Raw genomic sequence first — 13,368 nt, forward strand, 5'->3', positions numbered from 1 at the left:
TGTAGGGAAACAGATAAAACGAGGGGGCAGGAATGAATCACTGCGCCCCCCGAATAATTGATTAAAGGCTGCTTACCGGGTCACGTCCTTTAGACTTTACACAACCTTTGATCTTGGAACAACCATCAACTTCCAGATCCAGCTCCTTACCGCCGCGGATCATGTAAGAAGCTGCATCATCCAGCTTAGAGATTTCTTTCTGATTTTCTTCGATCATTACTTTTTTCAGTAAATCCTGCAGATTTTTGTTACCCATTGTTTTAAGGTTTGAAACGATGAAATAAAAATTTGGCTGAAGTTTTACGTTATTAAGCCAGTTATGGAACGTCATGCATAGAATCAGGGATAGCCCGATTCATTACAGGAATAGCGACCTTTAATGGCCACTCAGGGTCAACTACCTGCATTTACCTGTAAAAATTTATCAGTTGGCTCTGCTTTTTTCTTCCGAGTTAGTTTCATGTTGTTTGCTCATTTTATCTTTTTTCCCAAACCTATAAGCCAGTGATAGTTTTACCGTGCGATTGCCCGGATAACTATCATATACCTGCTGCATACCATTGGTCCAGCTATGGATGACGACTCTGTTTGTTTTTAATATATCTGTTGCCTGTACACCTATGGTAAACCGTTTACGGAACAGTATCACTTTTGCCCCGAGGTCCAGGCTATAGTAAGATCCTACCCGGTCTACGCCGTCCACCTCCGGGAATTGATACCAGCAACTGATATTGCCCTGTAATGTGCCTTGCTTGTTGCACTGGATGGTATTATCTGTTGACAGGTAAGCACTCCATCCACTGATCCGGGGTTGTGTATTCGGATCTGAGGATATGGTCAGGTTATGATACACCTGTACCTGATTATAACTTTCCAGCCAGGTTACCGGTGTCAGGTTCAGGGATTCAATAATACCATAATTATATCCCCGCAGGAAGTTGCGTTGTATAATAGCAGTGATCTTTGTAACCGGGTCTGGTATTCCGATCTGATCGAAGCCATTACTGCGGATGTTCAGGTATACCTGAGATGACAGCAGATCTTTGTAATCATATCTTGCTTCAAAATTATCGCTATAAGCAGGTTGCAGGAATGGGTTACCTTCAACATAGCTGAATGGACTTGCGTACCAGCGAAACGGATTCAGTCTTGCATATCCCGGCCGGCTGATACGGCGACCATAAGAAAAGGCGTATACGTGGTCCTCACTATGTTTGTACAACATGTAAAGCGTAGGAAATAATCTGAAATAGCTGTTATCGTCAGACTGCCAGTAGGTTCGTGAAAACCCATTCGTTTGGGTGTATTCACCGCGCAGCCCTGCCTGCCATTCAAATTTCTTCCAGCGTTTATTGGCACTGAAATATATCGCCTGTGTTTTTTCCGAGTAGTCGAAGCCATTACTTCTTGATGAGTCGTAATAAGCCTTTCCTGCCAATACGCCATAGTAGCCAGTGTTGTTATCATTCCGGATGAATGTGAGCTTCCCGCCGAAAGACATATCTATCCATTTGTTGGGTAGCAATACATCTATCTGTCCTGTGTACACATGTATCTTTTGTGCTGCCTGGCTGCTGGCAATAGCAGAATCGCCGGTCTTTCCTCCACCGGAGAAATAGTTATAACTTTCGAATGTCTGGTCCAGCTTTTTATCGTAATAAAAATAGTCTACTGCTGCAGTCAGTTTCTTCCCAGACGAATCAAATTTATGTTCGAAATAGAGATTGATATCATGGCTTTGCGCATTCGCCGGTGTGTTATTTTTTGTTTGTATCAACGAATCCGGCAGCAATTCTTTAACACCAAAAATCTTTGTTGATGTTTCAGACATGGTGGAAGACTTTCCCCGGGTGATAGTATACTTCACGCCCAGTTGCTGTTTACTGTTCAGTTCATAATCTATTCCCAGTGAACCACTGAACTGATGGGTTGTTGAGCTGTAATCTCCGTTGTCGAGCCAACGTGCCGATGGATAATATATTTCACTACCACTCACACCATAATTCATTTGCCTGCCTGCATTTGCCGTAGCCATAACAGACCATTTATCCCGCAGGTAATTGAATGTTCCGCCACCATTATAAGAAGGGAACAATGCCTGCCTGTAGGCTCCCTGAACGCTTCCACTCGCACCGGTGGTACTGTTCTTCTTTGTGATAATGTTGATGAGTCCTGCATTGCCGGCCGCATCAAATTGTGCCGGAGGATTGGTAATCACCTCGATGCTGGCCAGATCGCTTGCTGGCATACCCTTCAGCATATTGAGTAAATCTGAAGCGGGTATCTGCATCAACCTGTTGTTGATCATCACCTGTACGCTGCTCTTTCCGATAATATCTACACTATTATCTCCGCTCACTCTTACACCCGGTGCTTTTTTCAATGCGTCCAGCGCATTACTGCCGGTCAGGGATATGCTATTTCCGACATTGAACACGACCCTGTCTACTTTCCGCTCTACCAGCGGCTTCCGGCTGGCAATGGTAATCCCTTCCAGGTTGCGGGCCTTATCGGGATACAAAACGATTTGAATAGGCGCTGTTGTGATATGATTGATGAGCAACATCGTGTCTTTATATGCCAGATGTGATACTTTCAAGAGATACCCATTTTCTTCCAGGTCAATAAACTTAAAGCTCCCAGCAGTATCGCTGATCGCTGCTTTTAGCAATGCGGTATCTCGTTGGCTGTACAGCAACAGCGTAGCATCTGGTATTGATTGTCCTGAAGCATTTACCAATTTTACCATGAAAGTTATACCCTTAAGTTTACCAACAGCGGATTGTTGCGCTGACAGCTTCACAGGCAGGATAAAGACCAAACATATTATTACTGATCGCATCAATATTTCCAACATGGCATTTTTAATTATTCATAGTGACAGCAACGCAATACTCGGACGATGACACATAGGTAGCCCTTATCAAGGATACTATCCATTGATAGTAAGGCCATAGAAAGTCCATTACGATTGCGAAAAGAAATCTGTTCATTAGCACTCCTAAGCGCTTCCCAACAAAAAACTGTTCCTCAAAACCGCGTTATTACATCAAAAGAAAAGGACCTGGCTGCATATAATATGCCCGTTACCAGCTTAGGGGTAAGCAGGTAAAGTAAAAATGTTCGTATCCATAACAGCTATTTTTTAGATGTTGGCTATTCTATGGKGCACAATTTTCCACAGAGTTTCCTGAAAAAAGAAATACCTTCTTTCACATCTGGTTAACAGATAAATTACAGTTTAATAAACCTTGAAAAAGGTGTGCTATTGCGTGTTTACGACGCAGAATTACAGAATCTGGTTTTTTGAATTTAAGCTGATCTAGTAGTATATATGAATCGTTAACAAAAACTACAAATAGGGTAAATGGTTATTTAGGAATCCATTCGTTGTTATTCCGAAAATAAAATAATTTTTATAATAAACAAAACATTTTTTTATAAAAATAAAACAATGTTACTTTAGGCAGCATGGAAAACTATTGTTAATGTAATGAATGATGTTTGAAAGTTAAACGGTAACAATGAGACGATTTTTGATTTTAGTTATTTGCATTTCATTTTATCACGTTGTATCAGGGCAAGGCATATACAAAAAATACACTTCTCATGATATGCGGGAAGATATCGACACCCTGGTAAAATATTTGGAAGAAACACATCCCAATCCTTACTATCGGTACCCCAAAGCAGCGTTTTACAAAGATGTGCAATTGGTTAAGAATAGCTTTGACAAAGATCTGAGCCAATTGGATTTTTATTTAAGGGCAGAGCCGTTGTTAGCTAAATTAGATGATGGACATACTGATTTTCATATACTTGAAGACTACGATGCTCAGAATCCGTTAGTACTCCCTTATTCTTTTAAGCTGTCTCCTGACAAACCCTTTATTATCTGCGAGCGTCCTTATGAAACGTTTGAAGCGCAGCTTCCAGCCAAATCTGAAATAGTGAGTATAAATGATATTTCGGCTCAGAAAATTGTAAATGATATTATAAATTTAAACACCGGTGAAAACCGCCCCTTCAGAGCTGAATTCGGAAGTACGCGCTTTTACTTTTATTTAGAAGCACTCTATAAAGCGAACGGGAGTTACAAAATAAAATACAATAGTAATGGGGATATAAAAACAGTATTGATAAAGGGAATAAGGCAAAAAGCTATTGATAAACGAATCAAGGAATCCACCGCTAAAGTAACCACAACAAACACTTCAAAAGAAACTAATTATTCACTCACCATTTTAGATGAGGATAAAACCGCCATCATAGCGTTTAAAAACTTTGATTGGGATGGTTATAGCACCTTTACTGATTCCGCCTTTACTGTAATTAAAAATAAAGGCATACGAAACCTGGTGATTAATTTAATTGATAATGGTGGAGGTGACTCGGATGTTGGTGACGATTTTTTCCAATATATTTTAAAGAAGCCCTTCAAACAATACGATAAAGTGATTGTAAAAAATAGCCGTTTTTTAAAACAGCGGCTAAAAGCACACAAAGAAGGTAAGACTTTGGATAGTTCGGAGTTGATTTTATTAGCTAAACCCAATGGGCTGATAGATACGGTTGTTTATGAAGACATCCCTTTAAAAACAAATCCGCTCAGATTTGATGGAGCAGTGTACTTGCTGGTTAATCTGCAAACCTATTCATCTGCTGCCGATTTTGCCCAATGCTTTAAATATTATAAAAGAGGAACGATCATAGGCGAAGAAACAGGTGGCCTGATTAAAAGTTATGGAGATATTGTACCCGCACGCTTACCACATACGCAATTAAATATAACAATATCCAGTGCACTGTATTATGATATTGGATCGGGAGAAAATGATTGGAATGGTGTAATCCCGGAAGAAGCAGTGCCCGCGAATATGGCGTTAAAAAAGGCTTTAGAATTAATCAGAGGCAGGAGCATAAAATAGAAAAATGAGCATGTCGGCATCTTATGTGGAGCATATGATGAAGAAAAATTGGATCAGGTTTACAACCTGGGGAATGTCTTTTTTCGATATTCCCTAAATACCAATACACTCCCTTTAGCTAATCTTCCATCTATCCCGAAAACACGTTCCCCGAATTATCTTATATTTATCTTATCAAAATAATCTCCCATGGCAAAACAAATGTCTGTCATTTCCTTTACGGGAAAACTCGGCAATCTCATAGGGTATAAGCGCAATGGCAACTACTTCCTGCGTAGCATGCCTGAAAGCGTGCAGCAAACGGCTGCTACCCGCCGCGCATCCCGGCGCTTTGGCATCGCCAGCAGGAAAGGCGCTTTTATCCGTCATGCGCTCTACCCCCACCTGGATATCCATTGTGACGGCGGCCACATCAATCGGCTCAACAGACTGCTCATTGCTGCCGGCGATCATCACGAGTCCCTAACTGGCTTCCGCTTCAATCAGCATACCGGAGTAGATCGTTTTTTTCCGATGGCTCCCCGGCTTCTCTCTAACGGAATATTAAATATTCCCGCACAAACCATTGCCGGATATAAAGGTATTGCTGCGCTGGAAGTAAAAGTGATCGCAACGCGTATTGACTTTATATCACGTCGCGTGACGGGTAGCGAAACAGTTACGCTAATGATAGATCCGGATACCACTTTCCAGGAAACAAATGTTTCACTCGATGTACCCGGGAAGGGTTCACTGGTAATAGTTTTTCAGGTAAGAGCGATATACAAAGACGGCCCATCGGGCAACAGACAATATATGGCCGCCGATATCATTGCAGTAGCAGCGCCACAGGTACCCCAATATGCTCATAAACGTACTTACCCAAAGCGGAAGAAATTGCTTCCCAAACTTACCTATACACATGCATATCCAGCTGTCATTCAACTGGAATAAAGCTATCCTTGCCTCCGGAGATATTTTGATAAATAAACGCTTTATACCTGCTTTCTTTCAATAGTGTATTTCTTTCCGCAGCTACAGTTGGTACTGAAGCAGCCCTGCTATGGCCAGTTCTGACCTCCATACATCTTCTGATTCAATTTCATCCCGGTTATACATCCGAACGTCACCCCCGCATCAAGTCCACCTCTCCTGCGCTGCTTCTATAGGTACTTAGCGGGTGCTAAGCATAGCATAGACGGGGCCTGCATAATGAAAAGGTAATGCTGACTATGATGATGGGTGTTCTTAATGCACTATATCTTAAATGAGTATTTGGAGACAACGAAGATAAAATTCCTCCAAAAATATCCGTGATGCAGGCTTTCGGGCAGCGGGTAAGCTTAGATCTGCAGCATGCTTCCTTTATAGATGGACTAAACTTTATGCTTAAAATTTGCGCTATCCCCAGGTTTTCAAACTTGATCCCAAACAACTTGGTATGGGAATATTGACTATTGGATGCTCCTCTGACAAGTTCACTTATTTCGCTTTCTGAACGCAACAAAATTATATGCCCTGGTTGCATTAGCGCGTCATTCAATATACATGTTAGTGAATTCTTTGTTCTTCTCTATTTTTGATTCTCCATTCCACTTGCCACCTTGGTGATTTCATTCTTAATAGCCTCCCAATCTTTGTTTTTATAACAAACCGGATCGGGCATCTGATCTGCAATTTTAAAATTGGTAAGCCCTTTAAGAACATCTCCAACTTCAAACCACGGATACTTTTTCTTATAAATGTCTAATAAATCAGAAAAATTATGTGTCTTCAGAATCTCTGATAAATCCCAAAAATCCTTCTTCCGCCCCCCTCTGGATATAGTATCTAGTTTCATAGCTGCGATATCTTCAATGGTAGCCAACCGAATACCATCCTCTATTAATGGAGGAAACAAATATGGGGCATCCCAATAAAGTAAATCTGTCTTAATAGAGGTTTCTTCGTTTTTTCCAATGAACAGATTGAATCCACGATTATTTAATTGACCTGTAGGCCCAATAAACGGATTCGTCTCCTCAACATATGGGAAATGAAATTTCAATACTTCCAGAATATGATCAAAAGGAATCTCTCCGTAAGGACCATCACAAAACATATCAATGTCCACAGACTCCCGGTGTCCCCTTAACAAACTAAGAGCCGTACCTCAAACTAATCTGAAATCAGATAACTCAGGCAAACTCATTAACTGACTTAAAACATTGAATAGTTCCTCGCTCGTTGTGTTCCGGTAGAGCATTTATAATCACTATTGTGGAGGTGAAAAAGTCTGCGTGAAATTACTTGTGCTCGTGGTAAAAGGCGTTCTGAATTCGTAAGGATAGATTGTACTTTATCCTTACCATAATAGCGAATAATTTCCCTGATATCATTGGAAGTCCCCCTTTCCATTGCTCTCACAACAGTGAATTCCGGATACCGATCAAAATCCAGTTGTTTCAGATCTATATCCCAGAATGCTCTGCGGGACAATGCAGGTTTCGCTATGTTAGGATTTGTTTGCACTATCCAAATATACTAAAAAAGGGAGCTATTTTTTGGATCACGTTATCCGAAAAACTATCAAAATAAAAAAGGCCTGCATTTCTGCAGACCTTTTGCTCCCCCTTCTGGACTTGAACCAGAGACCCTCTGATTAACAGTCAGATGCTCTAACCAACTGAGCTAAGGAGGAATATATCTAAAATAATAATACCCTTTGTAGTACTATTTTCCGGCGGCAAATCTAAACAAATTTTTATTTCTTCAAAAAATAAAATCATTGAAAATCCGCCCCTCACTTATCTTAAGTGAAAAAGCTGAAATCCTTTATAAAAAAGAATTTCAGCTTTTTGCTCCCCCTTCTGGACTTGAACCAGAGACCCTCTGATTAACAGTCAGATGCTCTAACCAACTGAGCTAAGGAGGAGTGTAGCCCTCATCGTTTACGCGATTTGGGATTGCAAAAATAGGTAAATTTTTATTTTTGCAAAATCTTATTCTGTTTTTTTTCAAAAAAACCACCAAAAAGAGAAAACAAATCCAACACATTCAGCCACCACACAACATTTCAGGCAAAATAAAAAATTATTTTTTCACGGCTACCAGTTGCCTTTCCCCTAAAGCACCCGCCCGGGTCACCTTTCGGACAAATGGCAAATCCAGTTTACTCACATAAAAATGAGGGAATGATTTAAGAACGGTACAGCTATATCCTTGCTGTTGCAAAGCAGCGGTTCCCTCTGGCGTGGTGAAAACAACGCCCGGCATAGCGGAATCCGGGCGTAACACCGGCGCCTGCAGGTAAAAATCGAAAGCGTAGGAGTTAGCATAATAGAAGCTGATACTACGTCCGGGGAGATAGGTATTCGCATACATGGCAGCGGTACTACCACTCTGGTATTGCATCATATCAGGATATAAGATTGTATTCAGGTATAAATTCAGCAGGATGCTGATGGAAATAGTACGATAAAACACTGCTTGTTTGGTGGATTTATCCAGCCAGTAGTGGAGGAGGAGGTATAGCAGGCAAAGAGATGCTGCCAGCAGCAGCCAGGCATAATGCATGGCGGGCTTGTAGAGCAGGTCAATAAGCACTACGCCAACAGCCAGGAGTATGATAATTGTGTATTGGGTAATCCGGAAAAATTTCAGCCCTTTGGTACTGTGCAGGGATAAAATGTATTGCGCGGTGAGGATGGCAAAAAAAGGAAAAATAATATTCAGGTAATGGGGCAGCTGGAAGCGGGAGAGGGAAAACAGGGCAAATGTGGCCAGGGCGGCGCATATGCAGTAGTATTCCTTTTGTTGTTTCCAATTTTTTATGAAGATGATGACCGCCGCGTATAACATCACTGACCAGGGCAGAAATGCCCATAACAGGGTATGGAAAAAGAAGAACGGATCGCCGGAGCCTTTGATGGGGCCGGTGTTCATAAAACGGCCAAACTGGCTGTCCCAAAAGAAAAAGCGCAGCCCGGAAACGCCGGTGGTACCAAAAACAGTTTTCTCGGGATGCTGGTCAAACTGCCGGTATAAGGCGTATAGCTCAGGGGTGATGAATACGGCGATGAGCAGCAGTGCCAGGAGCCAGCGCAGGTGGAATAGTTCTTTCCAGTTACGGGTAAACAGCATTTGGCCCCCGATTGCGGCGCAAACGGGCACCAGGGCAAACAAACCCTTGGTCATGATAGCACAAGCCGTAAAAACGGCTCCCAGGAGGATTCCGCGCTTATAAAAATGATAGACTGCTGCAATGATCAACCCGGTGAGATAAGGCTCCGCCCGGACATCGTTGTTGGAAATCACCAGGTGCTCGGCGGTCAGCAGGATGCAAACTGCCCAGCGGGCCACCTTTTCATCGTATAACAGCAGCGCAAACCGGTAAGTATACCAGGCGCCCATCAACAAAAAAAGAATGGCAGGAAGCTTATAAGACCAGGTGTGGATGCCGAAGAGCTGAAAGCTGATAGCAGCCATCCAGAAAGGGAAGTGGGGTTTATCCAGCCAGTCATGACCATCTGCATAGAGATTCCAGTAGTCATGTTTCAGTACCATGGTTTTGGCAATACCGGCATAAAGTGCGCCATCAGGCTCCAGGATAGGGACAAACAGTGCACTGAACTGCAACAATATAACCATGGCTGTTATCAGCAGCCATACCTGTTGTTCGGTAAGTATAAATCTGCGCGTTGTAGGTGTTGTCAGCATGACGAAAAGTTACAGGCATATACCGGTTACTTCAAACACACATATCACTTTTAACAGAAAGATAATTGCTTACCAGAACCAGCCACTTTTCTCCATCCCCAGCCAGGGGCCGTCTTCACGCTGTTCTATCGGGTAGGTTTTCAGGTAGTAGCCTTCTCCACTGCTATTGTAGCCGTTTTTAAGACTGAATTTATAGCGGTGCAACGGGCAAACCACGTTGCCGGCGGCATCTATCACCCCATCGGCCATAATGCCACCGGCATGCGGACATTTATAGGCAAAGGCGAAAAGCCGTCCCTCATGCAGGGTACAGCAAATCTTTTTTCCATTTACCTCTATCACACTGATTTCTTTCTCCGCAAATGGTAGCCGGCCTTCTTCTAATTTATACCAGGAATATTCTTTGGCCATTAGTAGAAGAATTCGGTTTTATAAGGGAAACGCTCCTTATACAGCTGCGATACCTTATCCAGGATGGTTTTGCGCAGCTCTTCAATATTCCTTTTTTCCAGCGCGGAAATGAATACACAGTTGCCCTGGGTCTTTGTTTCCCAATGTTGCTTCAGGTTATTCAGGATATCCTGTTTTACCTCTGGTTCCAGCCATTGGTCAAAGGTGTTGGCCTCATACAGATCCATCTTGTTAAAGATCATGATGGTGGGCTTCTCGAAGGCTTTCAGCTCCTGCAGGGTGCGGTTTACCACTTCAATCTGCTCTTCGTATTGCGGATGGGAAATATCTACCACATGGATCAGGATATCGCTTTCGCGCACCTCGTCCAGCGTGGATTTGAAGCTCTCTACCAGGTGGTGGGGCAGCTTGCGGATAAATCCTACGGTATCGCTGAGCAGGAAAGGTGTTTGGTCAAAAACCACCTTACGGGTAGTAGTGTCCAGGGTGGCAAACAGTTTGTTTTCGGCAAATACCTCACTTTTGCTGAGCAAATTCATGATGGTGCTTTTACCTACGTTGGTATAACCTACCAGCGCTACACGAATAAATTCACCCCGTTCCTGACGCTGGGTAAGCGATTGCCGGTCGATGTCTTCCAGTCTTTTGCGTAACAGTGCTATTTTATCCTTTACGATACGGCGATCTGTTTCGATTTCCGTTTCCCCAGGTCCTCTGCTCCCAATACCACCTCCCTGTCTTTCCAGGTGACTCCACATACCACGTAAGCGTGGCAGGATGTATTGGTACTGTGCCAGTTCTACCTGCACTCTTGCTTGTGCAGTGCGGGCGCGGCGGGCAAAAATATCCAGGATAAGATCACTTCGGTCTATCACCTTTACCTTCAACACTTTTTCGATATTAGCTATCTGAGAGCCGGTCAGCTCATCATCAAATATGACCAGTGAAATATTCCTGCCTGCAACAAACTGATGTATTTCTTCCAACTTTCCCTTACCTACAAAGGTGGCCCTGTCAGGGTGCGCCAGTCGCTGGGTAAAGCGTTTTACAGCCTGAGCACCTGCGGTTTCTGCCAGGAACATCAGCTCGTCCAGGAACTCGTTTACCTGGCGCTCTGTCTGGTCCTTGGTGATAACACCCACGATGACGGCTCTTTCTTCTGTTGATACTACTTGTTTTTTCTCAATCAAGTTATTTCTGAATTTGCTGCAAATTTACAGAGAATTTGCTCGCCATTTAGCGGACCCCGTAAAATCCCCTTTTCTTCCTACATTTACCCGATCCAAAACAACCCATCTATATCATGTATAAACCATTTTTACTGACAGGACTATTAATATCAACTATGGCAGTAGCCCAGGATAAAATGACACCCGAATTGCTATGGCAATTGGGCCGGGTGAGTGGAGAAGCAGTAAGTGCTGACGGCAAAACCGTTATCTACGGCGTTTCCCAGATTAATATGACCGAGAATAAGGGAGAAAAAAACCTCTATGCCATTCCGCTCGCAGGCGGCACACCAAAGCAACTCACCCAAACACCAGGTGCAGAAGGCGATGTAGCCATATTGCCAGGTAATAAAATTGGCTTCTCCCTGAAAGGCCAATGGTATGAAATGAATGCCGATGGCTCCGATCCGGTACAGAAAACCAATGTGGAAGGCGGCATGCAAAACATCCGTATTTCCCCCGATGGCAAGCATATCCTGTTTTCGAAAGAAGTGAAAGTGAAGAAGATTTCCGGCGCCGATCATTACCCCGATCTCCCGAAATCCAACGTACAGATCTATGATAACCTCAACTACCGTCACTGGGATACCTGGGAAGATGGTAACTTCTCCCATGTGTTTTATGCTACGTATAACAACGGGGAAGTAGGTACGCCTGTAGATATTATGGCAGATGAACCGTATGACTGCCCGCAGATGCCCTCCGGTGGCCCCGAAGACATGATCTGGAGCCAGGACGGTAAAAGCATTATCTATGTAACAAAAAAGAAATACGGGAAAGATTACGCCCTCAGCACCAATACCGACATCTACGAATTTAATCTCGATGCCAAAAGTACCCGCAACCTCTCTCAGGGCATGATGGGCTACGATGTGGCACCCGCTTTCAGCCAGGATGGTAAATACATTACCTGGTTAAGCATGGCCCGCGATGGTTACGAAGCAGATAAAAATGATGTGATCATCATGGACCGTGCTACCGGCACTATCACCAATCTTACCAAAGGCTGGGATGGCACTGCCGGTGCGACCCGCTTCAGCAACGATGGTAAAAAAATATATTTCCTGGCCGTTATAAAAGGTACGGAACAGGTGCTGGAAATCACCCTGCAGAAAAACATCGCCCAAACAACGGAAAAGCATATACGTCAGGTAACTACCGGTGATTTTGATATCAATGATATGCTCGCACAAAGCGGTAATACCCTGGTAGTATCCCGTACTGATATGAACCATGCCGCGGAACTGTTCACGGTAGATCTCCAGAAAGGCACTGTGACGGCGCTTACCAACGTCAACAAAGCTGCCTACGACAAAATAGGCATGTGCAAAATTGAAAAGCGCTGGGTAAAAACCACGGATGGCAAGGATATGCTCACCTGGGTGATCTTCCCTCCGGACTTTGACCCTGCTAAAAAATATCCAACCCTGCTGTATTGCCAKGGCGGCCCACAGTCTCCCGTATCCCAGTTTTATTCCTATCGCTGGAACTTCCAGCTGATGGCTTCCCAGGGCTACATTGTGGTAGCACCTAACAGAAGAGGGATGCCAGGACATGGGGTAGAGTGGAATGCGTCTATCAGCAAGGACTGGGGCGGACAACCCATTAAAGACTACCTGAGTGCCATTGATGATGTGAGTAAAGAAAGTTACGTAGACAAATCCCGTTTAGGCGCAGTAGGTGCCAGCTACGGCGGCTATTCCGTATACATGCTGGCGGGCGTACACGAAAACCGTTTCAAATCCTTCATTGCCCACGATGGTCTTTTTGACCTGAAAAGCTGGTATGGTACTACAGAAGAACTGTGGTTTGCCAACTGGGACATCGGCGCTTACTGGGATCCGGCTAATGCCAACGGCTTCAAACAGTTCAACCCAAGCGAATATGCCGGCAAATGGAATACACCCATCCTCATCATACAGGGTGGTATCGACTTCCGCGTGCCTATTGAACAAGGCTTACAAGCCTTCCAGCTGGCACAGCTGAAAGGAATCAAGAGCAAACTGCTCTACTTCCCTGAAGAAAACCACTGGGTACTGAAACCACAAAACGGTATCGCATGGCAACGTGAATTCTTTAACTGGCTGAAAGAAACCCTGTAAATCACCAAAACAATCCAGCTA

The 13,368-nt window shown here is 43.6% G+C and carries 9 protein-coding genes, 2 tRNA genes and 1 pseudogene; 3 read left to right on the forward strand and 9 right to left on the reverse strand.

Annotation, left to right across the window (positions count from 1 at the left end; all coding sequences use genetic code 11):
• Positions 1-61: 61 nt before the first annotated feature.
• The gene (locus AC1DCV_RS22295; RefSeq protein ID WP_477025222.1) at positions 62-256 is read right to left on the reverse strand and encodes a hypothetical protein; all 195 of its coding nucleotides are present in this window, start codon (positions 254-256) and stop codon (positions 62-64) included.
• Between the two features lie 168 nt (positions 257-424).
• Positions 425-2,749 carry an outer membrane beta-barrel protein gene (locus AC1DCV_RS22300; RefSeq protein ID WP_477025223.1) on the reverse strand — a complete coding sequence of 775 codons (2,325 nt, stop codon included), beginning with the start codon at positions 2,747-2,749 and terminating at the stop codon, positions 425-427.
• 775 nt (positions 2,750-3,524) lie between these two features.
• Here AC1DCV_RS22300 and AC1DCV_RS22305 point away from each other — a divergent pair.
• On the forward strand, positions 3,525-4,928 hold the full coding sequence (locus tag AC1DCV_RS22305; RefSeq protein ID WP_477025224.1) for a S41 family peptidase: 1,404 nt from the start codon (positions 3,525-3,527) through the stop codon (positions 4,926-4,928).
• Between the two features lie 189 nt (positions 4,929-5,117).
• Complete coding sequence (locus tag AC1DCV_RS22310) at positions 5,118-5,861, forward strand: hypothetical protein (protein WP_477025225.1); 744 nt, start codon at positions 5,118-5,120, stop codon at positions 5,859-5,861.
• A gap of 619 nt (positions 5,862-6,480) precedes the next feature.
• On the opposite strand, the pseudogene AC1DCV_RS22315 reads toward AC1DCV_RS22310, so the two are convergent.
• The 7 genes and pseudogenes from AC1DCV_RS22315 to hflX form a co-directional block, all read right to left on the reverse strand.
• Positions 6,481-7,047 (reverse strand): annotated as a pseudogene (locus AC1DCV_RS22315) (nucleotidyl transferase AbiEii/AbiGii toxin family protein); the annotation flags it as partial.
• Between the two features lie 59 nt (positions 7,048-7,106).
• Positions 7,107-7,418 carry a DUF6922 domain-containing protein gene (locus AC1DCV_RS22320; RefSeq protein ID WP_477025226.1) on the reverse strand — a complete coding sequence of 104 codons (312 nt, stop codon included), beginning with the start codon at positions 7,416-7,418 and terminating at the stop codon, positions 7,107-7,109.
• Between the two features lie 95 nt (positions 7,419-7,513).
• Positions 7,514-7,587 (reverse strand) — tRNA-Asn (locus AC1DCV_RS22325).
• A 160-nt stretch (positions 7,588-7,747) separates the two neighbouring features.
• Positions 7,748-7,821, reverse strand: a tRNA-Asn gene (locus tag AC1DCV_RS22330).
• A gap of 158 nt (positions 7,822-7,979) precedes the next feature.
• Positions 7,980-9,605: an ArnT family glycosyltransferase gene (locus AC1DCV_RS22335; protein WP_477025227.1), complete on the reverse strand. Its 1,626-nt coding sequence runs from the start codon at positions 9,603-9,605 to the stop codon at positions 7,980-7,982.
• Between the two features lie 69 nt (positions 9,606-9,674).
• Positions 9,675-10,016: a Rieske (2Fe-2S) protein gene (locus AC1DCV_RS22340; protein WP_441572895.1), complete on the reverse strand. Its 342-nt coding sequence runs from the start codon at positions 10,014-10,016 to the stop codon at positions 9,675-9,677.
• Positions 10,016-11,206 (reverse strand): GTPase HflX, encoded by a 1,191-nt coding sequence (gene hflX, locus AC1DCV_RS22345; RefSeq protein ID WP_477025228.1) that lies wholly within the window; start codon positions 11,204-11,206, stop codon positions 10,016-10,018. Before hflX ends, AC1DCV_RS22340 begins: the two co-directional genes overlap by 1 nt.
• Positions 11,207-11,319: 113 nt before the next feature.
• On the opposite strand from hflX, the gene AC1DCV_RS22350 reads away from it, so the two are divergent.
• Positions 11,320-13,347 carry a S9 family peptidase gene (locus AC1DCV_RS22350; protein ID WP_477025229.1) on the forward strand — a complete coding sequence of 676 codons (2,028 nt, stop codon included), beginning with the start codon at positions 11,320-11,322 and terminating at the stop codon, positions 13,345-13,347.
• Positions 13,348-13,368 lie beyond the last annotated feature (21 nt).

It is taken from the genome of Chitinophaga sp. 10T418, from assembly GCF_056394125.1.

Coding starts and splice junctions, on each gene's coding strand:
- AC1DCV_RS22335 (WP_477025227.1), bottom strand. CDS start 9,605: ATGCTGACAACACCTACAACGCGCAGATTTATACTTACCGAACAACAG.
- AC1DCV_RS22310 (WP_477025225.1), top strand. CDS start 5,118: ATGGCAAAACAAATGTCTGTCATTTCCTTTACGGGAAAACTCGGCAAT.
- AC1DCV_RS22295 (WP_477025222.1), bottom strand. CDS start 256: ATGGGTAACAAAAATCTGCAGGATTTACTGAAAAAAGTAATGATCGAA.
- AC1DCV_RS22305 (WP_477025224.1), top strand. CDS start 3,525: ATGAGACGATTTTTGATTTTAGTTATTTGCATTTCATTTTATCACGTT.
- AC1DCV_RS22300 (WP_477025223.1), bottom strand. CDS start 2,749: ATGGTAAAATTGGTAAATGCTTCAGGACAATCAATACCAGATGCTACG.
- AC1DCV_RS22340 (WP_441572895.1), bottom strand. CDS start 10,016: ATGGCCAAAGAATATTCCTGGTATAAATTAGAAGAAGGCCGGCTACCA.